Origin of the sequence: Paenibacillus sp. S-12 (assembly GCF_030363895.1) — a bacterium.
Classification (GTDB): domain Bacteria; phylum Bacillota; class Bacilli; order Paenibacillales; family Paenibacillaceae; genus Paenibacillus_B; species Paenibacillus_B alvei.
Genome location: NZ_JASIUF010000014.1, coordinates 88,154 through 111,317, shown reverse-complemented (window position 1 = coordinate 111,317; position 23,164 = coordinate 88,154). Strand labels below are relative to the sequence as shown.

The window sequence follows — 23,164 nt, the reverse complement described above, 5'->3', positions numbered from 1 at the left end:
GGACTTGCTGCATGACATATCAGATAGTTATTTGCTGGCCAAAGGTAAGTTTCCTAATATCGTCTTCGATTCTCACCAACCGAAAGAGGGTTTATATATCCGATTACGGCTTGATCAGAGCTGGGAACAGCAAGCTGAGCAATTCACTCAGAATCATATCATTATCCAAGCGAAGGACGATGCAGCACCGAATCAGCAACAATTGTATGATTGGTTTATCACACGGGATTACTATAGTTCACTTATTACAATGAACAAAGCAGTAGATCCGGGCAAACAAATCCATAGCAATAATCCATTTGCACTGTATGCCAAACGCGAGGTGTTCTTGGGGGAGAAGCAGGGCAGCAACAAGTCTACCATGCAGGAGCATGTGAATCGATTTTTGGATATGACGAAGCCGAATGAGATTCAGCAGAAGTGGAACAGTCTGCTCCCGAAAAAGTTACAAAAAGGTGCTGACGCGCTAACTCCTGATATCTTGTTCAGCAATACAGAATACGCAGCAGCATTGGAATATCTCATCAGTGACGAGCGAAGTGAACGTGTTGCTAGAGTTGCTGCATGGTACACGGACAATTTACAACACTTGACGGAGTTTATTAAATCCATTGAATTTAGAAATTACATAAAACTGTTCTTCATTTCTACGCAAGATGACCACACCTTAGAATCACAACGATGTGAGCAAATGTATAGGCTAGAGCACCTCCTTTATACCATTCCGAAAATATATAACAGCAATGATTATAACCAAATAGTTGATGGGCAATTAGTTGGATTGCCGAGCTTCAACGTCAGCATGAATAGTAAAAAGCCATATCTTGAACATAAAAGTATGCGCGTGCAGGTTCCTATCCGTGTATCCCTTCAGGACGCTATTTTAATCAAGCGCGCATCGGAATGGCTTCTGTCAAAACCGAAAAATGTGATGAACAAGCTTTCTTACGTGAAGGACTTCACTTTATCATTCACCGCTAAACCTGAAGGCGCTTATCATGTCTATATAGACGGGAAAGAAAATGAAGTGCTGGATTATGAAAACGTTCCATTCCCTACGGAAGTGTCAGTAAAAATCAGTATTAACAATGTATTGGGGATTACGATGGGGAAAGAGAAAATGAGAAAAGAATATCCCCGTATCGAGAATGTCGAGCAGCTGCAGCGAGAAATTAGCCGCCATTTCTTCAGGGGGCGCATGAATGAACAGTTTGTGCGTGCTGAACCAAAGCCGAAGAGCAATGAGTTTACTTCCATTATGGCTGCGTTGTTCATACAGAGCAGACAAGCTTTTCATGACTGGTTGTATAAAGGGACGGAGATCACAATTCGTCCGCTTTTCGCACGTACTACCTTGCGGCTCATTCAGGAGCAACTGATGTATGTGGAACCTGTCGGACAGAACAATGGGTATTCGCTTGACTTGCGCTGGCTTGCAGATGCCATGAACTTTAGGCTGTCGTTAATATCTTATTTAGAACGAAATGAAGGAGGAATGACTGTGTCAGACCGGATTGCTGAAGTGATGAAATCGTTAAAGACGAAGCTGGAAGCGGGGAACAGTGGTTGTATCTGTAGCAATGATAACGAATATTATTTCCTAGTGGGGCAACTTGCCTATTACTTGAAAAGTCAATCGGAGACTCAGCAAAAAACAGGGGAGTTATTAGGGCCATTCCTGATGGCCAAACGAAGTGAGCAGATGAAGGTTCGCTTGCAAGAAGCCTATATTCTGCATAAGCACAAGATTGGACTTCAACATGTGAAGTTCAATCGGGCATTTTCAAGTGTGTTTGGTTATGTACCAGATGCTGATATGGATGAAGATGGGATGGAGATGTTTATGGCTGGCTTGTTCGCAGATAACTGGTTCTTTGAGAAAAACGATAAATCTAGCAATTCCGAAGATTAATTAGTTGCTGAGGAGGAGATTGCAATGGCAAAGAAAAATAACCGGGTTGTAGGGTTAGTTGGAATTGTAAGCAGAATGGCAAATTGGAATGCGGATTTTTCAGGTCATCCGAAAACGATTAGCAATGGACAAATTTTCGGAAGTGACAAAGCGTTTAAATATAGCATCAAGCGATATTGGGAGGAAGAAGGCCATAAAGTGCTGTATATCCGCTCCTATAAGATGGCGGCTGGAAAGGGGAAAGAGGCGGATAAATTACAGCCTCGCTCACTTGATGAGCGCTATGAAGAATTATTTGGAGAGAAAGTATCTTCAAGCTCATCAGAAGTATTAACTCGGTTATTTCAGTGTATAGATGTTATGAATTTTGGCGCTACATTTGCGGTAAAAGAACAAAATATTGGCCTTGCAGGTGCTGTTCAGATTGGACAAGGATTCAATAAATGGGGGAGAACTTCTGTTGAAGTACAGGACATTCTATCGCCGTTCCGTAATTCGAATGAAAAAAGCGCTGACAAGGATGCTACTTCAATCGGTAAAAAGACGACAGTAGATGAGGCACACTACATCTATCCATTTTCCGTGAATCCGAAGCATTATGATCATTATTTGGAGCTTCCAGGCATGGAAGAATTCGAAGGATACACAGAAGAAGCGTACGAAGCCTTCAAGCAAGGAGCATTGATCGGAGCAACGATGCAGAATACGAATAGCAAGTCGGGAGCGGAGAATGCTTTTGCCTTATTTATCGAGTTCAAAGCAGATGTCCCGGCTTACATGCCGAATCTTGATCCATATGTTTCTGTTAGAAAAAATAAAGACCAAACCATTTACGATTTAACAGCTATTGAATCTCTATTATCCGATGCAGATGATTGGATAGAACGCGTAGAAGTATATGTAAATCCTTATGCGGCGGATGTTGAACTAGCATATCCTCGGGCGAATTTCTTTAATATTTTTACACGGAAAGCGATTGTTCGGGAGAAACAGGAGATGGCTAGTCAGCGATAGGAGGGACAACGATGAGAGCACTCCGATTCGAGCTTAGTGGCGAAACTGCTTTTTTCAAGAAGCCAGATGTAAATGTCCATGCCTATTTTACTTATAGTCACATTCATAAGGTTGCATTATATGGATTGCTTGGCGCAATTATCGGTCTTAGCGGATACGCTCGGCAGCATGAGCGCAATAGGATGAGGTCTACAGGTTCAAAGGCAGATGAAAGTGAAATTGCAATCTTCCCGGAATTTTATGAAGTGCTTCGGGATACTAGAGTCAGTATTGTTCCACATGGAGATCGCGGATATTTTTCTAAAAAAATTCAAATCTTTAACAATACAGTAGGTTATGCAAGCCAAGAAGCAGGCGGAGTATTGAATGTACGAGAGCAATGGATTGAGCGTCCGCATTGGACTGTCTATATAGCGGACTGTAAGGGGTTATCAGATCAGGTATTTGAAAAACTAGCTGATTATATATTGAACTCCAAAGCGGAGTTCATGCCGTACTTAGGAAAAAATGATCACCCCGCCACTATCTCGAAGCCATGCTTAATCGAATTGGAACAGTTGGATGAGGCCCCGTATTATATAGATTCTTTACGGGCAGCCCACATTGGATGTGATGCTCGTGGCACTATTAAAAATAGAGGGCTGCAGAGTTACTTTCAGGAACATATGCCTGTAGGCTTGAATGCAGCCAATAATGGATATGTCACGCAACCGTTGGTGTATACCAATCAAGAGATTGATCCGGATACCTTGAAGGAATCCGATTGGAGCAGACTATATGCAGATGGTGATCAAACATTGTATTTTCTATAATTGAGCATCATATGCACGCACAGCTGGAAAGGGTGTTCGAATCCTTTTCAGCTGTTCTTTGTACGAAGGAGGTATTGAAATGCCGACGGATATGCACATCGCGAAGTGGCTAACAGATGAAGCGAGAGGAAAACTGCATGCACATCGTCCAAATGATGAGAGTCCACGCGCAGCAGAGACACTTGAGGAGCATAGTGATCTCGTTATGCATTATGCAGAGATGCTATTGGCCAATAATGGAGCAGGCGAAGCTGTGGAACGGGCAATTAAGCTTCTGAAAATTGACGGAGAAGAATTGAGTGAATCTGTAAGGGACACCGTTCGGAGATATTTTGAACAGGCGATCTATCTTCACGACCTTGGAAAGTTAAATCCAGCGTTTCAGTGGAAGAAGATGAAGAACGGAGTGGTAGGACAGCGTGGCAAGCTGGGAAACAGTCACCATTCCTTGTTATCTTCGGTATTGTATCTACATATATATTTGTCTGAATTACGAATGAAGGAACAATCAGGCGAATTATCTTCAGGCAAGCGCCGCAACAAGAAGATATTCGCTTTTTTGCGTCATATTCTGTATGTATTTGCTTATGCAATTTCCCGTCATCATACCTATTTAGGTGATTTGGAGGAACCTGCTGGCGATCAATTAACTGTATTTGAAAAAGATATTCAGCGCATGCATGAACTTGTTCGAGAGAACCCTGATTATGTGTTCTACTATCGGCAGAAAGATTCCTTACTGCAGAACGAAGCTTTATTTCAAGATATTGTGGCAGCCAGAAATGAACGATTTACTGATATGCACCCGCCATTTCCGATGTACATCCTTGTCAAGCTCCTGTATTCCATTTTGGTATCGTCAGATTTTCGTGCTGCTTATCATTATGCAGAGCAAAAAACTGTTGAGTTGCAGTATTTCGGGAAAGGGTTTCCCCTTCAGCCAGTCATTGATGCCTATCGGCGGGGCGAAATATACAAAGGAATCATGCACTATCAGCAAAATCCGGAAACTTCGGAAATAAGCGAGATGAACCGTTTGCGCGCTATGCTGTTTTTAGAAACGGATAAACGATTGCTGGACAATATCAACGAACACATCTTTTATCTTGAAGCCCCTACCGGATCGGGAAAGACCAATATGTCGATTAATCTTGCCTTACAATTGCTTAATAGCAATGTAAGTCTTAATAAACTAATTTATGTGTTTCCTTTCAATTCGCTCATCGAACAAACCAAGAAAACCTTGGATGATGTGTTTGCTCCAATAGCGTCTAATCAGTACAAAATCGAAGTTATTAACTCGATTACACCTATGGTTACCGTCTCCGAACAGGAAGCGGTAGAGGGAAAAGATGAGAATAAACGCGAACCAGACTTTGATTATAAATCGATTCTTCTACAGCGTCAGTTGCTTCAATACCCAGTGACTTTAACCTCACACGTTAATCTGTTCAGTTATTTATTTGGAACGGGAAGAGAGTCGAATTTGGCATTTGCCCATCTGTGCAACAGTGTCATTGTTCTAGATGAAATACAGAGCTATCGAAACGTATTGTGGAAGGAGATCATTCACTTTCTGAGGTCTTTTGCAGAGATTTTGAACATGAAGATCATTATTATGTCTGCCACATTGCCGCAATTGGATCACTTGTTGGAACGAACAGATGAGAACAAGTGTACAGAGACGTATTCCTTGGTACATAGCAGGGAGAATTACTTTACTCATCCGCTCTTTCGTGATCGGGTACAGCTTCATTTCGAATATTTAGCAGATGGAAGAATCGATATGGAGCGATTGTTGGATCAAGTCGTTGAGATATTTCAGGAACGTAAGCAGCGGGGAAAAAGCAACCGCATCTTGATCGAGTTTATTAGTAAGAACTCAGCACGCATTTTCTATGATATGATTCGTCAACAGGTAGGCATGTCTGTCTATGAATTAACAGGTGACGATAGCCACTTTTATCGCAATGAGCTGTTGAAGTTGTTAGGCAAAGACGCGGACGGAAACTTTCACTTGCAAGAGGTAATTGTAGTAGCTACCCAAGTGATTGAAGCGGGTGTGGACATTGATATGGATGTCGGCTTCAAAGATATTTCATTGCTAGACAGTGAAGAACAATTTCTTGGGCGTATTAATCGCTCCTGTAATCGAGCGGATTGCCATGCCTTTTTCTTTGATATGGACAAGGCGAATATGATCTATCGCAGTGATTGGCGTACAGAGTATGATCTCCATCATGCAAACTATCAACAAATGCTGCGTCATAAGGACTTTCAAGAGTTCTATCAGTTGAATATGAGGCGAATTCTGGAGTCTCGTCAGCGAGCGGATCAGAACAATTGGAATTATTTCATCAATGACGTGCAGTGTCTGAACTTCCCGGCAATACAACGACATATGGAGCTTATACCCGATAAGAACGTTTCTTTATTTCTTAACTATAATTTGGATACAGAAGAGGGTAAATTATGCGGTGAAAGCGTATGGAGAGACTATGTTCGTCTAGTTAGCGATCAACAGATGGATTACTCTGAGCGAATGGTCAGATTATCTATTGTAAGGCAGCAGATGAACTATTTTACTTACACGTATCGTGTTGTGAATGGAGAAACTCCGCGCATATATACGGAGCGAATCGGATCGCTGTATTATGTTCCGAATGGAGAGGAATATATGGATTGGAATGAGCAGACGCGTTCGATGAAGTTCAATCGATTCGCATATGAGCAGGCTGAGAGGGGGCCTCTTCTATGAAGATAACGGGAACGATGGTGAACTATTATGTACACTGCCGCAGACAATGTTGGCTGTTCGCAAATGGTGTAAAGTTGGAGGATGATAGCGAAGATGTGCGAATCGGCAAGATTATGCATGAGTTGCAAAGCGAAGGCAAACAAAATCGGGAAGTAGCAATTGAAGGCATTAAGGTAGACAAGCTTACGGATTGTTATGTGACAGAAATAAAGAAATCTGATGCAGATGTTGAGGCTACGAAATGGCAGACACTTTATTATATGTATGTTCTAAAGCAAAAAGGAATGGAGCGCAAAGGAATGCTTCAGTTTATCGAACGGAATAAAGGAACGAGCAGGACGATTGAACTGGAGCTCGATGCGAAGACGGAGGAAGAGCTAGTAATAATGCTGAAAGAGTTAGAGGCATATATTCATCAAGAACGGCCAGATAAGGCTGTTGAAGATAAGAAATGCAAACGTTGTGCTTATTACGCTTACTGTTTTCTTTAAACATGGGAGGGGAATACATGTCTAGAAACAAGTCTGCTTCTTCAACAAGATATATTCGAACTCCAGGGACACTGGGAAGAGAGGATAACTCTTTAACCTTTCGCAATGAGAAAGGAATTATTCATTTGCCGATTCATGGAATTAAGGAACTCTACTTGTTAAATGAAATATCGCTGAACAGTAAGCTGTTTTCATTTTTATCAGCTGCAGGAATAACCGTTCACTTTTTTGATTATTATGGTCACTTTAGAGGCACCTTTTATCCGAAAGAAGCGAGGGTTAGCGGGAAAGTGAAGCTTTTACAGGCTAAGGCTTGTTTGGAACGAAGGATGCCAATTGCAAAAGCATTTGTTTTAGCGATTGCGCTTAACATTCACGAAGTGCTCTATCATTATTATAAACATGGGAATAAGGAGATCAAGCCTTATTTGGATTGGTTAAAGCAAGATGTTCCTCGCCTGTTGGACAAAATTAATGATATTTCCCGTCTTCTTAGTGTGGAAGGTGAGATATGGCGCCGATTTTATGATACTTTCAAGACATTTCTACCTGAGGAATTTAAAATGAACAAGCGGGTTAAGCGACCGCCAGATAATCCTTTAAACGCCATGATTAGCTTTGGGAATATGATATTGTATACGAAAACGATAACTCAAATATATCATACTCATCTCGATCAGAGCATTAGCTTTTTACATGAACCAAGTGACCGAAGGTTCTCTTTAAGTCTTGATTTATCAGAACCTTTTAAGCCGTTACTAGTATACCGAACGATTTTTGAACTCGTAAACAATCGTAGAATTCAAGTAGGAAAGCATTTTGAGAAAAAGTATAATTATTGCCTTCTTAATGATGCGGGGCGAGATGTTTTTATAACAGCGTTAGAGGAGCGGATGGAGCAAGTATTCGATCATGGAACATTAAAAAGAAAGATAAGCTATTTAACCGCAATAAAGTATGATGCGTATAAATTAAAAAAACATATTGTTGAAGAAACACCGTTTATGCCTTTTCTTCTTAAAGAACGGAGATGAGCGAGGATGGGGAAGAACTATAACTATGTCATTTTAGTTTATGATATCGGAGAAAAGCGCGTAGGACGCGTATTTAAAATATGCAAAAAATATCTGGTACATTTTCAGAAATCAGTGTTTCGTGGAGCGATTACACCTGCAAATTTATTGAAATTGCGAGGTGAATTGAAGAAGGAAATTGATAAAGAATCTGATTTTGTAGCGATATTCAAAATGACTGGTGACTACGTGTTTGATGAAGAGATTATTGGGGTTAGATTGAACAATTCTGAGTCTTTACTACTCTAATGTTTTCCCAACCTCTTTCGTACATATAATCGATAGAACCTTAGTGCTACAAGGGATTAGGGAGATTATTGACACGTTATATCATGATTCACTCATAGTTGGGAAATAAATAGCGAAAGCCGCTTGGCTGTAGTAAAATCGACTTATTCAAAGACTAGAAAAACCTGATTTTACTAGGGTTTGACAGTAACATGAGATGTATTGAAATTACACATTGGGACTTCCGGGTTCGCTTGATAAGGCGTTTGACAGTAACATGAGATGTATTGAAATGTACAGATATTGTAACCGTCGATGATCTGTTGCAGTGTTTGACAGTAACATGAGATGTATTGAAATGTGGAGAACTTGGTGCAGGCCATTGCCCGGGACTGCTGTTTGACAGTAACATGAGATGTATTGAAATCACCTCGTGAAGTGTGTAAGAAAGCGAGCAAGGCGGGTTTGACAGTAACATGAGATGTATTGAAATTCGCAGACACTGGCGCATCAAGCATCGCGAACAATCGTTTGACAGTAACATGAGATGTATTGAAATCCAAATAAACTTGAACAATCGCTCAACAAGGCAATGTTTGACAGTAACATGAGATGTATTGAAATTAGGATCGGGAATTGTAAAGCCTTGTGAGCCGCTATGTTTGACAGTAACATGAGATGTATTGAAATACGGCCTTCAGACTCAGTATGATCTTGCTTCGCCAGCGTTTGACAGTAACATGAGATGTATTGAAATTTTGTAATCGATCCTGTAAACGTATCCTCGCGCTCTCGTTTGACAGTAACATGAGATGTATTGAAATATCGCTCCTTACGCCATCTATGGTCATATCCCCGCTGTTTGACAGTAACATGAGATGTATTGAAATTGGAGTTGCTTGCCATATAAACTGTGTCACCAGCCAGTTTGACAGTAACATGAGATGTATTGAAATGGTAGAACAGAAGGTGGACGAGCAGATCACACTTAAGTTTGACAGTAACATGAGATGTATTGAAATATAAATGCCGTCCCACTTGAAATTATCCACGCGTTAAGTTTGACAGTAACATGAGATGTATTGAAATATACCAGCCTTGGCCTCGTCAAAAAACTGTGCCCACGTTTGACAGTAACATGAGATGTATTGAAATAGGTATTAACGGTAAATTTCAGGGATATCTAAACATGTTTGACAGTAACATGAGATGTATTGAAATGCGGCTTACCATCTAAAAGACCATCCGGATAGGCAAAAGTTTGACAGTAACATGAGATGTATTGAAATTCCCATGCAGGGGTAAAAAAATCGACTATACGCTCAGTTTGACAGTAACACATGAGATGTATTGAAATAAGTATGGTATCCATTTGGTATTGCAACATACTGAGGTTTGACAGTAACATGAGATGTATTGAAATTTTTTTCTTCGAAATACAACACCGCTTCTGCAACTGTTTGACAGTAACATGAGATGTATTGAAATTAATTAGTATCAGGGTTTAAACTGTACTCCTGAAAGTTTGACAGTAACATGAGATGTATTGAAATACTTTTAAACCGCAGGTGAAGGCCTAATGTACGAAGTTTTGACTAAACGAAGGAAGAAAAGTAGAAGTACGAGGTAATAAAATACGGCAACCCAAAAGGTCGAGTAGAGCTTTAGGGCCTCCATACTCGACCTTTTAGATTTAACTTACATATGGATCACCCATAATTGCAGCGGACAGTCCTTACTCTGAATCGTTATTCTTCTCGGATTTAGATACTTCAATAGCAGCGGCATCGACCGCTTGTTGGCCTTTTTCATCGATTTGAATTAACGCTTCATCAATGGTTAGTTTGTTGGCAATGACGTCCTCCACGATTTGGTTCCCGACACTTTTGAATGCGTTGATGATATCATAATGAACAGATTCATAAGGATTGTGATTGGATGGGGAAGCTTTAAGCATCGTCAATGGGGATAAGTCATGTCCCTTCACGGAAGCGATAAGTTCGGTTCGCGTCGGAAGTCCGTGATTGATTTCCGTGGAAGTCATAGCTCCTCCTTGCACCATCCACTTCAGCAATTCCCAAGCTGCTTCCTGGCGCTCTGAAGCCGTTGAGATTCCGTAAATTTCCTTAATGAGATAGTAATCGCAGTATTCCGGCTTGCGCGGGTCTACTGGAACAGTTACCATGTCCCAATTAATAGGCTGTCCAGCACCATAAAGCTGATTGATGTCAAAATTATAAGCGGCAACGTGGGATTGCAGGGCCATAGCGGCATTGCCTGTGTAGATCGGGTCGAGTGACATCGCACCTTCGGTTTGCTGCGTTTGCTTATAGATGCGTCCAGAGCGCAGTGCGTCAATCGTTCTCCTCCATATTTCCTTCCATGCGGGGGTGTTCATCTGGATTTTCAAGGTTTCGGGGTCGATGAACCGCAATCCTTCCGTTTGTCCCCAACGCATAATGAGAGAGATTCCCACATTTTCATAGTAATTGGGCTTAAATCCGTATAAAGGCTCTCCATCATCGGTTTGCGAAGGAAATCGTGTGGCCAAGTCAAAGATATCTTTCCAAGTGGATTGATTCCTCGGAGGCGGGATTTTGTATTTGGCAAACAGATCTTTGTTATAGTAAATGGCGTAGCTAGAGAAGGTAGGCGCCAAACCGTAAAGTTGGTCTCCAGATCTGATTTTTAAGGTATCGAACATGATCGGAGTTATGTTCTTCCACGTGCCAGGCTCCTCCTTTATATACGATTCAAGATTAAGCAGCTCACCCGAGTCGATAAGTTTCTTATAAGTGGATAAATTGTCCATATAGCGTAGATCAGCCGGTGATGACTGATCTGCCTCTGGGATAACTTGAATGCTGATAAGGGGTGATTTTTGCTCGAAGGCATGGCCATATCTCTTGTGAAATTCGTTCGGTGAAGGATATTCCACCGTGATCGTTATCGGCTTCTCAACGTTGTTTTGGCAAGCTGATAATAATAGCATTGAAAGTATAATGCCAAGTATCGCAATTTTGTTCTTCCTCATGATGATACCTCCAACGAATATAAACTGGGAGAAAGGGTGGAGATTTTATAGGTTAATTCCAAGAAGCGCTTGCCGATGATTGCTCGCTTTCACAATACAGTGAATTTCTTTTTCATTCTTTACACCCCCTCCATATATTGTGCAATTCAAATTCTGAGGTGAAAGGAGATACCTCCTGCAAGACAATGTAACGACTCGCTTGTACATTCTGGATGATGTGATTTATGTAGATAGAATGATCCGCATATATCGGAATTATTTTGGAAGCTGCTGTACCTCGTTCTGTAATTGTTTCAATGCATCTTCCAGTGACTTCCCGCCATCCAGTATGCTCTGAATCGCAGCGTTCGCCTTATCTACAAGTTGAGACGGCACTTCTTCCATGGGATGATAGGATTGCCGCAGCGCATACATGACAGATAGTCGTTCACGTTCCTCCTGATTCGTGCTCAATTCATTTAGTAGGGTGGAAAAGCCATATAAAGAACGGTAATTCCATTTCGCAACGGTACGAAAATTGAGAAACTTTACCAACTCCCAAGCTGCTTCTTTCTCTGTAGATTGAGCAGATACTGCATATAATCCGTCAATTAGAAGCGTATCGTTGTGATTGGGGCTAACAGGAAACGGAGCTAGCGCCCATTGAAACGAGGATTTTTTACGAGCGGCAAGCTGTTTATACTCTTCATATGTAACCATGGCCATTGCTTGTTTGCCAGCTAGGAAGGCGTTCATATATGCATTAAGGTCTGAACTATTGATTAATTGCCCGCTGTTCAATAGAGGGAGTGTAAGCTCCCAAATTTGCTTCCAAGGATCACTTGCAACAGTCGCTTTGGAGGGATTTCCCTGTGTTATGGCTAGGTTTTGTCCGAAGCCGACCTTCAACATGAATTCAAAGGGAGAAGGATCACTGGTAGCAAGCGCGATAAGAGAATTCCCATTTCCATCTTCCTTTGGAAATTTATTGGCCAAGAGGAGCAAGTCCTCCCAAGTCATTCCTTCGTGCGGATACTCGATATGGTACGCATCGAAAAGGTCTTTATTGTATGCGATGGCTTGTCCATGGAAGGTAGGGGGGAATCCATATAGCTTCCCGTTTCCAATCGATCGAGCATATTCGATGACTTGTGGAATGTACGCGTCCAGCGGGAAGGAATCTCGCTTTATCCATAAATCCAATTCTTGCAAATCGTTGCGTTTTGCCATTTCCTTTACTAGTTCGGGTGGCAAGTAGATAATATCGAATTTGTTCTGCTGAACCCAATTTTCTACAGGTAACTTCTTCGTCACGAGAGGTTTCGTGGATATGATCGAAAGCCTTATATTTGGGTATTCTTGATTAAATAGGTTTCCATATCGCTTTAGAAAAGCATTTTCATTCGTATATGCAATCGTAAGCTCTGCTTTTTTGTCTTTTGAGAACGGAGGAGCATCGCTTTGTTGACACCCCATCAGGAGAATTGCCAAACATGCAATGGAAACGAGAAGTGTTGGAAAGAGTTTTCTTTTCAATAGAAACACCTCGGTGAAAAAGTTTGCTTTCTAAATAAATAGAATATGTTTTTTCTGTAAATCTTTTATACCATATATTGGAATTAATGTAAATAGGGGAGTGGTGATGGGGAGTGAGGCTGAATTGAACTGTAGGATCGTCTATTAAAAAATGAAAAGGCCGAGTCGGAGAGCCAGCTCGGACTTGACCTTTTCATTGAAACTAAAAAGCTCTTGCTGAAAGCTGATATCTATAACCGCTTCCGCCGTCATTAGGTACGATAATCACTCTATATTTGCCGATATATTTTGACGGTGGCCTAAATGACTGATTCACATAATAATTATTGGTTTTGGACGTTTTTGCCGTAGCGACTTGACGATTCTCATCATTGTAGATTTTAAGAGTCATTCCGGCTTTGTCGTCGTCTCTCAAATAATACCGAATTTCATTGCCAAGGCTAGGATTGTAATCGAACGTGAACTCAACCTCTCCTTTCGATGGAATCACTCCTATTTCATCGAGCAGAAGAGCCTTTACACTGTAATCATCCTGGTTGTCGATTGAAGAAACGGTCGTCTCGTGAGCTTGTGCAGCAGGAACAGCCGCAAATACGGTTGCCGCTGCAGCCAAAGTCAGAAATGCTTTTTTCAAGTGAACAACCTCCCAAATAAGAATGATGACTGTAAAATATAGGTTTCTGAGGATAGATTAACATGAAAAGAAACATAAAGTAAATACCTAGAAGGATAGTTATTTTATCGTGGATAGGATGAATCAAAAGCCGTAATCGATAGGTTGCATAGCTTTCTCGGAACAATGCAATAGGTTGCTAGGATAGCGGAGTTGCAGAAAGGACGTCTACTAACATTTTAACATTCACCGTGTACTGGACTTTAGGCACTTTCTTGTCCTTTAAAATCGAAGGAGAGCTTTTATCATACGGAAAAAAATCGAAGGGTTATAGCTTCTACATTAGTGACGGTGAACTGAGAAGTGGACACCCCATTTTTTTATATTCTATAATGCATTCAAATTCTAGGAATCAATTGGGCGCATATCGGAATATTCCCACACTATTCTTGTTTTAGCCCATCTATCAGGCGTTTGAATACCAAAATATTGAAGATACTTATTGGTTTCATTTAAGAGTTTCGATATAATGATGACACAGATATTTACAGCAACTGGAGGTGGAAGTAATAATGGGATGGGTATATTGGCCGGAGCTATTATTGTTAGTTGCAGGCGTAATATTAGTTCTTTTTGGTATTTATTATTGTATTCGCAAATTAATAAGTATTCCTCGCAGAGTGAAACGATTAGAGGATGTTGTTTATAAGAGTGAGAAGCAACAGTAACCTGTCATTATGGCAGGTTATTTTTTTACATCAAAATTAAATAATTATGAATTTAGTAGGAATAGTTATTTTAGCAGGGATCTCCTGATAAAGATCGAACTATGTTCAAGGAGACAACATGCATCTTAGCTTATGGGGCTTATGGTGCGTTTTATAATTCAATGAACAAAAGATATATGTCAGATTGACAAGGAGAGGTGCCGAATGGCCGTACACGTAATCATAGGTGACTTATTGAATGCGAAGGAATCTATTATTGGACATCAGGTAAACTGCCAAGGGGTAATGGGTTCAGGCATAGCGAAGGTGCTGCGGGAAAGATACAATACATTGTATCCAAGCTACAAGCAGTATTGTGATCAACATCAAAGTCCGGATAAGCTGCTTGGCAAGTGTCATATCGTCAAGGAAGGTTCCACACATATAGCGAATCTGTTCGGTCAACTGGACTATGGCAGACAAAAGGGTAGAGTGTACACGAACTATGAGGCGCTCCGAACCTCCCTAACTACGTTAAGAGAATATGCCGTACAGAACCATCTATCTGTTGCTTTGCCATATGGTATCGGCTGTGGGTTAGCGAATGGAGATTGGAATGTTGCAAGTGAAATCCTTGAAGAGGTATTTGCCGATTATGATGTTATACTGTACAAGCTAGAAGGATAAGCTCGATCATAATCATTCTATAAAAATAAAGATAGCGGACCGCATAGGGGGCGGCATTTATAGATTACAAATCAATGTCGGTGCTGATCGACAGGTGCTGAAAGGATTGCGGCTCACTCAGCTCAGGCAGGTGAATAAGGAAGATCACTTCAACTTTGTATCTGCCTTTCGATAACGGCTTGCCTTCATTATCTTGGAAATTCCATCGCTCCTGAAAGATAATCTTTTCATCTCGTTTCAATGTCCGTTCAACTACTTCTGCGGTAAATAACTTATTTAGCGACCAACGATAAACTTCCTTGCCATCTTCATTCGTGACGATGAAGTCATACGGTTGCGAGCCGTAAGAAATGACCAGATCTGCTCCAGAAACATTTTGTATTCCGAATTGCAATGTTACGTAGTCGTTATGCTGCTCTGTTGAAAGAAATGTTGTGATCATATGACACGTCTCCTTCTCCGTTTGAACTAATGGATATCTCTGTATCTTTGTTAGATACAAAAAAATCAACCTCATCCCTCATACGCGATACTACTGCAAAATGTTCCAATTCTACATAAGCGCGTTACAACTTAAGAAAGTGGTTCTTCTCGGTTCCGCAACGATAGCGTTACCCTATGCGATATGCGGCAAAGCCGCTGCACCTGGCTTCGGTACAACGGCAGGAAATCAGTTATCAAGTTATTGTCCGGTCGTTTATTCCTTTTGCATAATCTTTACTATATACAATTCTACCAATGTTATATCCAATATGTATCATAGAATAACTTTACGATCAAGCTTGTAGCATGCAAACCACAATCCAGCCCCATATTTATGCTTCGTGAAGCCCTGTCCCCATTAATGCCCAGAATAGCAAGGCATGACGCAGGAAGCCTTTTTTCATTTTAAGATCAAATATTGAAATCTGGATGATTCCGTCCCAGCACCCGCTGCCGTCTGTTCTTGCTCCTGCATCCAACCCTCTTAATGGTAAGATGAGAATTTCCTACGAGCCTTGTTGAAAAAAGTGCCTAGGCACTTCCCATTTTGTTGAAAAGATGCAATGGGTGAACATGAAAATGCGGCATGTGTTGAGATTTTTTCAACAGTTGCTGATCGTACAAGCACATTTTCCTTAATATGGTTGGTATAATATATAAAATATGGAGAGGGGCTGGAGGGATTGAGTACGGGGGGATTTGTCCTTATGGTCATTTCGACAATCGTATCGTATACACTGGGAATATGCGTGTTGAATAAATTTCATGGACGAAAAAAATAAAGGGGAAATTTTGATACGCATACTAAAAAGAGCCATAGGATGTTTTTCCTACGACTCTCACAATTATTTTATCGAATACTCATTTACTTCAAACGTTAGTATTTTATCGAAAATCACATAGTCTTTGCGGCTGCTGAACGGCCCCTTGTTATTGTTATGCTTATTTATGGCGTAGGACGCTGTACCTGAACCGGCTTGTTTATTTTCATACCAGTTGATAAAGTCGTTTACTTCTCCCATGCTTAAGTCAAACTCTTTTTCCAACCCCGTTGTCATGGTAACGACTAGAATGGCTCTCTCGCCTTGTACGGGTTCCGGTTCTGGTTTAGGTTCGGGCTTAGGTTCTGGTTTGGGTTCCGGCTCCGGTGTTTTCGGATCAAACGGTTGTAATGTGCTGCCGTCAGGCAAATCCAGAGCAACGACATATAAGTAGTCTGTCGTGTTGTTCACGATTTCAACGGAATGTTCTTTTGACGCCAAAATCGGACTTTCGTACATGATTCTCCAAGTGCTGTCATCATTCCCGATTAGCGAGAAATTTCCTGTTTTTACTCCGTCAATATAAACATCAATATCCTTCGAGCCATTGCTCCAATAATAGGAAATGAATCGGAATTGTTCTCCGACAAAATTAAATTTCATCTTCGAGCCGCTTGTGTACCTTACGTTTTTAGTACAGCTCGACACCTCGCAGACTTTCCATTGTCCCTCGTACGATATGTTGAACTCATTATAAGGGTATCTTTTCCAACCGCTCTCAGCATCTTTGGACTCTTGCCCAGTACTTGAAGCAAATGCATGAAATGAAAATGATAATACAAGAAAGATTGATAATACAACAGGCAGTAAGTATTTTTTCATGAAATTAAGTCCCCTTAAGTGCGTAATATATGAAAATATTATCGGGTCAAAAAGGGATTGTCTAAACATAAACTCCCATAAAATGATAGAAATAGAATATAACTGAAAAAAATTATGCATTTGGTGCTTGAAGAATCGTACTCTTTAGAAGAGTTTCAACATCAAGATCGTCTTGAATAATTTGGTAATTAGATTTATAGTAAGTATGATGTCAACATACTAACCGGTCAGTATGTTGAGCGAAGGGAGGATATGCAATGAATTTCGATTATTCCGAGAAGGTTGAATCTATGCGGAAAACGTTGCTGGAATTCATGAATGATGTGGTATATCCGCAAGAACGAAAGTACGAGGAGTATCTTAGTCAGGCCGGCAGCAGATGGGAGATCCCTCCGATCATGGAACAGATGAAGGAGCAGGCTAAGCGGGCTGGTCTGTGGAACCTGTTCCTGCCGGACAGCGAATACGGTGCAGGCCTCAGCAACCTAGAATATGCGCCCCTGTGCGAGATTATGGGACGTTCCCTGATTGGCCCAGAGGTGTTCAATTGCTCGGCGCCGGATACGGGCAATATGGAGGTGCTTGTGCGGTATGGGACGCGGGAGCAGAAGGAGAAATGGCTTGTTCCTCTGCTTGAAGGAAATATCCGTTCATGTTTTTCGATGACGGAACCGGATGTCGCGTCCTCGGATGCAACGAACATCGAAGCGACCATTGAACGGCAAGGCGACGAATATGTCGTAACCGGACGCAAATGGTGGTCTTCCGGTGCCGGAGATCCGCGCTGCAAGGTGGCGATCGTGATGGGGAAGACGAATCCGCACGCGCCGGCCTATGAGCAGCAGTCTATGATTCTCGTGCCGATGGATGCTCCCGGTGTAAAGGTCAAGCGCATGCTGCCGGTGTTCGGCTACGATCACGCGCCGCATGGACATGCGGAAATTGAGTATGATCGCGTACGAATACCGCTGGATTCCATACTGTGGGAACCGGGCAAGGGATTTGCCATTGCACAGGGAAGGCTCGGTCCGGGACGCATCCATCATTGCATGCGCTTAATAGGGGCGGCAGAGCGGGCACTCGAAGTGTTGTGCAAGCGCGTACGGCAGCGTACTGCATTCGGCAAGACGCTAGACCGTCAGGGCGTCGTGCAGGATTGGATTGCCACCTCGCGTATTGAGATCGAGCAGGCGCGCCTGTTGACGCTAAAGGCGGCTTACATGATGGACACGGTCGGAAATAAAGCGGCAAAAGCGGAAATTGCCATGATTAAAGCGGTCGCTCCCAATATGGCGCTGCGGGTCATTGACCGGGCCATTCAAGCGCTTGGGGCCGCAGGTGTCTGCGAAGACTTCCCGCTTGCCTCGCATTGGGCCAATGCAAGAACACTGCGCTTGGCGGACGGACCGGATGAAGTGCACAAGGCGGCCATCGCCAAAATGGAACTTCGCAAATACGAAGAGATGAAAGCGATTACGATGTAAAAAGGGTAGAGAAGATTAGATAGTACGGAACGAGACTTTAGCCTTTTCATGAATGGGGGATGGAAGGTGAACGTCAAGCAATTATTTGACTTAACGGGTAAAACGGCTGTTGTAACTGGCGGCGGGCGAGGGCTCGGAGAGCAGATTGCTCAAGGCTTGGCAGAAGCGGGGGCGAATCTCGTTCTCTGCTCGCGCAGGGTCGACGCATGTCTGGAGACGGCGGCCCGAATCCATCGGGATACGGGCTCATTATGCCATGCGATGGCTTGTGACGTCAGAAATCCGGACGACGTGCGGCGTGTGGTGGAACAGACAGCGGAAAAGTTCGGACGCCTCGATATTTTGGTGAACAATAGCGGGGCCTCCTGGGGCGCGCCAGCTGTCGATATGCCGCTCGAAGCTTGGAATAAGGTAATGGACATCAATGCGACGGGTACGTTTTTGATGTCACAGGCGGCAGGGAAGATCATGATTGAGCAGCACGGCGGAAAAATCATTAACATCGCTTCTGTGGCAGGTCTGGGCGGTTCGGATCCGGCATGGCTGGATGCTATCGGCTACAGCGCGAGCAAGGGCGCGGTCATTGCATTCACGAAGGATCTCGCGGTCAAATGGGGCCAGCACAACATTAATGTCAATGCGATCGCGCCGGGATTTTTTCCGACCAAGATGACCCGCGACGTTCTTCTACATGGAGGCGAACAGATATTAAGCCTTACCCCGTTGGGACGGTACGGATCTGATCGCGATCTGAAGGGGAGCGTCGTATTTTTGGCATCCGAAGCTTCCGATTACATTACCGGTGCGGTGCTGACTGTGGATGGGGGCATGACAGCCATGTAACTGTCCCTGAATCACGATCCATGGCATTGTCTCGTCCTCTTATCCAGTAAAGCTATCTTGAAAGAATGAAGGAGGTCTGCATACCATGACGTCCAGGCAAGAGGCGTTACCGCAGGATACGATTCCCGTTCGCAAGGGCGAGGAGTTGAACGTTGCTGCGCTAGAAGAGCATTTACGAAATCATCTCGATATTCCGGAAGCCCCATTGGAAGTAGAGCAGTTCGGGGCGGGGCATTCCAATTTAACATATGCAATACGCAGCGGGGATTGGCAGGCAGTAGTGCGCCGTCCTCCACTGGGGCCGGTCGCTCCTAAAGCACACGATATGCAGCGCGAATATACGATTCTCTCAAGGCTGCATCCGTTTTTTTCGCTTGCGCCTCGTCCTTATTTATATTGCGGGGATCTCTCAATCATCGGCAGTCCTTTCTTCGTAATGGAGCGTCGGAACGGACTCGTGTTGGATCGAAGCTTTCCTTCGGATGTGGAATATACGCCGCAGCTGGGCAGGGATATTTCCGAAACGATGGTCGCGACTTTGGCTCGGCTGCATGAAGTTCCTTACCGTGAAACGAATCTAAGGGCGATTAGCCAGCCTGACGGCTTTATGCGTCGGCAAGTGCATGGCTGGATAGAACGTTATGAACACGCCAAAACGGATGAGATTCAGGGGGAAGAGAAACTCAAAAAATGGCTGGCCGATTTCCTGCCGAATTCGCAGACACCGACCGTCATCCATTATGATTATAAGATGAACAATATCATGTTCGCAGGCGACAATCTTACAGAGATAGTCGGCGTGTTCGACTGGGAGATGGCTACGGTGGGCGATCCAATGGCGGATGTTGGAGCAGCGCTCAGTTACTGGTTCGAACCGAATGATCCGCCAGAGCTGCTGCACGGCTTGGGGCATGTCCCGCTTACGGTTCGCCCGGGCTTCATGTCGCGTGCCGATTTCCTAGAGGCATATGCGTCAAAAAGCGGTCGAGATGTATCGGAGGCCCATTACTACTTGACCTTTGCTTACTTTAAGCTGGCGGTTATCTGTCAGCAAATTTACTACCGTTGGAAAAAGGGTCAGACGAGCGATGAGCGCTTCGGCCGTTTTAATGATACCGTGCAGACGCTGATTGCACACGCCTGGCAGCAAGCCGAACGGGGCGAGCTGTAAATTAGATCACGATTATTGCGCAAGATAGAGTTGCGATTCATCACATTAGGGAGGTTCTTTGAGATATGGGCAATGAGCATTTACTTGTACAAAAAGTAGGGCATGTTCTGTCGTTGAAGCTGAATCGTCCAGAAAAGCTGAATGCGTTCAGTCCTTCCATGATTCGGGGGATAATCGAGTCGCTGGAGGAGGCGAAGAGAAACGCAGACATTCGAGTTATCTGCTTGTCGGGAGCGGGACGCGCCTTCAGTGCAGGCGGGGACGTGACGACAATGAGCGGCGCAAAGCCGAATAATGTTTACGATCACATTGGGATGTTTAATGAACTGGTACATTCCATTAAAGAAATAGAGAAGCCCGTCATCGCGGTCGTGCATGGATTCGCGGCAGGGGCAGGCTTCAATCTCGCGTTAGCTTGCGATTTGATTGTTGCAGCCAATGATGCCAATTTTGCGATGAGCTTTGCCCAAGTTGGTCTCATCTCCGATGGAGGAGGATTGTTCTTCTTGCCGCGCCTCATTGGCATACATCGAGCCAAGGAATTGCTATTCAACGCCGAGCCGATCGATGCGGAATATGCCCACCGCTTGGGTATCGTGAATAAGCTGTATCCTTTGGAACAATTGGAATCCGGTGCGCTGGAATACGCTTCGCGCTTGGCGAAGGGCCCCATAAAGGCGTATGGGATGCTTAAGAAAATCGCCGACCGGTCGCTGACTTCCTCGTTGGATGATATTTTGGAACGGGAAAGGGTTACACAAGCCATGATGGTCACGACCGAGGATCACCAGGAAGGTGTTCGGGCGTTCATCGAGAAGAGACAGCCTTCATTCAACGGTTTGTAGCACTTGTCGTTTTTATTCGTTCTGAATGACAAAATGGTTAGCAATGAGGAGGCGATTTTTGATGACGCAATCCCATTATGCGCACTGGCCCGCGCGAATGCCTGTTTCCATTTCAGTTCCGGACACAACGCTTACTGACAACCTGGAGGTTTCTGCCCGCCGTTATCCGGAAAAGACGGCAATCATTTATTATAACAACTCTATTTCCTATCGAACCTTATGGAAAGAGGTCAATTTGATGGCCTCCTATTTGCTCCATCTCGGCGTAGAGCAAGGCGATCGCGTGCTGTTATATATGCAGAACAGTCCCCAATATATTATCTCCTATTACGCAATCATGCGATCCGGCGCTATCGTTGTACCCATCAATCCTATGAATCTCACCGAAGAGCTTGCTTATCTTATTGAAGACAGCGTCGCAAGAGTCGGCTTTGTCAGCCAAGAGCTGTATTCGCGTATCGAACCGTTGTTATCAGATCGTTGCCTCGAGCGCATCATTGTTGCTACCTATTCGGATTATTGCAGCAATGTAGGCGAAGAAGTGCCTGACATCGTCAGGGCACCTCGTCTTGAATCGATATCCCCTCAAGCTGTGTCCTGGACGGAAGCCATGAAAGTAGCGGCTGTACATCGGGTCTCCTTTCCGAAGACAGAGGGGAGTGATCTGGCGGTTCTTCCCTATACTTCAGGCACGACCGGCAAGCCAAAGGGCTGCATGCACACTCATAAATCCGTACAAGCAAACGTGATTTCATCAGCTTACTGGGGAGGATTGACGCCGGAGTCGAAAGGGTTGGCGACACTACCCTTCTTCCATGTAATCGGAATGATCCACGGCATGCACGTTCCCATTTTTGTCGGTGCAGCCATGGTCATCATGACGCGTTGGGATCGCAACACGGCCGCCCTATTGATGGAACGCCACAAATGTACGTATTGGACAGGAATCAGCACGATGATTATTGACTTTTTAGCCAACCCCGAGCTTTCTCAGTACGATTTGCGTTCGCTTATGCTGATTAACGGTGGTGGAACCGGGCTGCCGGAGGTCGTGGGCGAGAAGCTCTATCAAGCTACGGGCCTGCGATTTGTAGAAGGGTATGGATTATCCGAAACGATGGCGCAGACGCACTGCAATCCGCTTGATCGTCCGAAGCTGCAATGTCTTGGCATTCCAGCCTTCGGCGTAGATTCCCGAGTCATTGACCCTATGACACTCGAAGTAAAAGGACCAGGGGAAGAAGGAGAAATTATTATAGACGGACCGCAGTTATTTAAAGGCTACTGGAACGATTCAGAAGCTACGCGGGACGCTTTTGTAAAAGTGGAAGGCAAATCGTTCTTCCGCACGGGGGACATTGGGCGTTACGACGAGGATGGGTACTTCTTCATCGTAGATCGAATGAAACGCATGATTAACGCCTCGGGATTCAAGGTATGGCCGACGGAAGTGGAATCAATTCTATATCGGCATCCGGCGATTCAAGAGGTATGCGTCATCGGTATTCCGGACGAGCGCAAGGGAGAGGAAATCAAGGCTTACATCGTCCTGCGTGAAGGGGATCGCGGCAAGGTGTCGGAAGGCGATATTATACGCTGGGCGCAGGAGCATATGGCAGCTTATAAATATCCGCGCGTTGTCGAATTTGTTGCTTCGCTTCCGGTTACCGGCAGCGGCAAAATTTTGTGGCGCAAATTACAGGAGGAGGCATGGAAGAAAGCTGGGGAAAAATCGAGCTCCAGATAGAAAGTACAGTATCGACGATTTGAAATTTGAATATCCATTTGTTCCCTTTACATGTCTCTATTGTTCAAGCTAACATAGAAACATATTATTCGACATGAGGGGAG

18 protein-coding genes and 1 CRISPR repeat array are annotated in these 23,164 nt (G+C 43.7%); of the genes, 13 read left to right on the top strand and 5 right to left on the bottom strand.

Annotated features, from left to right (window positions below):
* The first annotated feature begins 4 nt into the window (after nucleotides 1-4).
* The 7 genes from NO352_RS14020 (at nucleotide 5) to cas2 (ending at nucleotide 8,309) form a co-directional block, all read left to right on the top strand.
* On the top strand, nucleotides 5-1,912 hold the full coding sequence (locus tag NO352_RS14020) for a hypothetical protein (RefSeq protein WP_289355926.1): 1,908 nt from the start codon (nucleotides 5-7) through the stop codon (nucleotides 1,910-1,912).
* Between the two features lie 24 nt (nucleotides 1,913-1,936).
* The gene (locus tag NO352_RS14015) at nucleotides 1,937-2,926 is read left to right on the top strand and encodes a type I CRISPR-associated protein Cas7 (protein WP_268600408.1); all 990 of its coding nucleotides are present in this window, start codon (nucleotides 1,937-1,939) and stop codon (nucleotides 2,924-2,926) included.
* Nucleotides 2,927-2,937: 11 nt separating this feature from the next.
* Nucleotides 2,938-3,738, top strand: a complete 801-nt coding sequence (gene cas5b, locus NO352_RS14010; RefSeq protein ID WP_005546401.1) for a type I-B CRISPR-associated protein Cas5b — start codon at nucleotides 2,938-2,940, stop codon at nucleotides 3,736-3,738.
* 79 nt (nucleotides 3,739-3,817) lie between these two features.
* Nucleotides 3,818-6,496, top strand: a complete 2,679-nt coding sequence (gene cas3 / locus NO352_RS14005) for a CRISPR-associated helicase Cas3' (protein WP_289355924.1) — start codon at nucleotides 3,818-3,820, stop codon at nucleotides 6,494-6,496.
* Nucleotides 6,493-6,987 (top strand): CRISPR-associated protein Cas4, encoded by a 495-nt coding sequence (locus NO352_RS14000; RefSeq protein ID WP_005546403.1) that lies wholly within the window; start codon nucleotides 6,493-6,495, stop codon nucleotides 6,985-6,987. The genes cas3 and NO352_RS14000 overlap by 4 nt, the downstream gene beginning before the upstream one ends.
* A 17-nt stretch (nucleotides 6,988-7,004) precedes the next feature.
* The gene (gene cas1b, locus NO352_RS13995; protein WP_005546406.1) at nucleotides 7,005-8,021 is read left to right on the top strand and encodes a type I-B CRISPR-associated endonuclease Cas1b; all 1,017 of its coding nucleotides are present in this window, start codon (nucleotides 7,005-7,007) and stop codon (nucleotides 8,019-8,021) included.
* A 6-nt stretch (nucleotides 8,022-8,027) separates the two neighbouring features.
* Entirely contained in the window at nucleotides 8,028-8,309 is a 282-nt protein-coding gene (gene cas2 / locus NO352_RS13990) for a CRISPR-associated endonuclease Cas2 (RefSeq protein WP_005546407.1), read from the top strand.
* 178 nt (nucleotides 8,310-8,487) lie between these two features.
* A CRISPR array of direct repeats spans nucleotides 8,488-9,577; the repeat unit is 30 nt; unit sequence GTTTGACAGTAACATGAGATGTATTGAAAT.
* Nucleotides 9,578-10,023: 446 nt separating this feature from the next.
* Here the strand turns inward: cas2 and NO352_RS13985 are convergent.
* From NO352_RS13985 to NO352_RS13975, 3 genes are all read right to left on the bottom strand, one after another.
* A complete protein-coding gene (locus NO352_RS13985; protein ID WP_289355923.1) occupies nucleotides 10,024-11,322 on the bottom strand; it encodes an ABC transporter substrate-binding protein in 1,299 nt (432 codons plus the stop codon).
* Between the two features lie 255 nt (nucleotides 11,323-11,577).
* The gene (locus tag NO352_RS13980) at nucleotides 11,578-12,777 is read right to left on the bottom strand and encodes an ABC transporter substrate-binding protein (protein ID WP_289355981.1); all 1,200 of its coding nucleotides are present in this window, start codon (nucleotides 12,775-12,777) and stop codon (nucleotides 11,578-11,580) included.
* Between the two features lie 262 nt (nucleotides 12,778-13,039).
* The gene (locus NO352_RS13975) at nucleotides 13,040-13,471 is read right to left on the bottom strand and encodes a hypothetical protein (RefSeq protein WP_005546411.1); all 432 of its coding nucleotides are present in this window, start codon (nucleotides 13,469-13,471) and stop codon (nucleotides 13,040-13,042) included.
* Between the two features lie 911 nt (nucleotides 13,472-14,382).
* On the opposite strand from NO352_RS13975, the gene NO352_RS13970 reads away from it, so the two are divergent.
* Nucleotides 14,383-14,844, top strand: a complete 462-nt coding sequence (locus NO352_RS13970; protein ID WP_268619915.1) for a macro domain-containing protein — start codon at nucleotides 14,383-14,385, stop codon at nucleotides 14,842-14,844.
* A 64-nt stretch (nucleotides 14,845-14,908) separates the two neighbouring features.
* On the opposite strand, the gene NO352_RS13965 is transcribed toward NO352_RS13970, so the two are convergent.
* Nucleotides 14,909-15,286: a BsuPI-related putative proteinase inhibitor gene (locus NO352_RS13965; RefSeq protein ID WP_289355922.1), complete on the bottom strand. Its 378-nt coding sequence runs from the start codon at nucleotides 15,284-15,286 to the stop codon at nucleotides 14,909-14,911.
* A gap of 886 nt (nucleotides 15,287-16,172) precedes the next feature.
* On the bottom strand, nucleotides 16,173-16,751 hold the full coding sequence (locus tag NO352_RS13960) for a bacterial surface protein (RefSeq protein ID WP_268633287.1): 579 nt from the start codon (nucleotides 16,749-16,751) through the stop codon (nucleotides 16,173-16,175).
* Nucleotides 16,752-17,227: 476 nt separating this feature from the next.
* Here NO352_RS13960 and NO352_RS13955 point away from each other — a divergent pair, with 476 nt between their 5' ends.
* The 5 genes from NO352_RS13955 to NO352_RS13935 all read left to right on the top strand — a co-directional run bounded on the left by NO352_RS13955 (nucleotide 17,228) and on the right by NO352_RS13935 (nucleotide 23,060).
* A complete protein-coding gene (locus NO352_RS13955) occupies nucleotides 17,228-18,454 on the top strand; it encodes an acyl-CoA dehydrogenase family protein (RefSeq protein WP_289355921.1) in 1,227 nt (408 codons plus the stop codon).
* A 66-nt stretch (nucleotides 18,455-18,520) separates the two neighbouring features.
* Nucleotides 18,521-19,297 carry an SDR family oxidoreductase gene (locus tag NO352_RS13950; protein ID WP_289355920.1) on the top strand — a complete coding sequence of 259 codons (777 nt, stop codon included), beginning with the start codon at nucleotides 18,521-18,523 and terminating at the stop codon, nucleotides 19,295-19,297.
* Nucleotides 19,298-19,382: 85 nt separating this feature from the next.
* A complete protein-coding gene (locus NO352_RS13945) occupies nucleotides 19,383-20,468 on the top strand; it encodes a phosphotransferase family protein (RefSeq protein WP_289355919.1) in 1,086 nt (361 codons plus the stop codon).
* A gap of 65 nt (nucleotides 20,469-20,533) precedes the next feature.
* On the top strand, nucleotides 20,534-21,313 hold the full coding sequence (locus NO352_RS13940; RefSeq protein WP_005546426.1) for an enoyl-CoA hydratase/isomerase family protein: 780 nt from the start codon (nucleotides 20,534-20,536) through the stop codon (nucleotides 21,311-21,313).
* A gap of 61 nt (nucleotides 21,314-21,374) precedes the next feature.
* A complete protein-coding gene (locus NO352_RS13935) occupies nucleotides 21,375-23,060 on the top strand; it encodes a long-chain fatty acid--CoA ligase (protein WP_289355918.1) in 1,686 nt (561 codons plus the stop codon).
* Nucleotides 23,061-23,164: the final 104 nt, after the last annotated feature.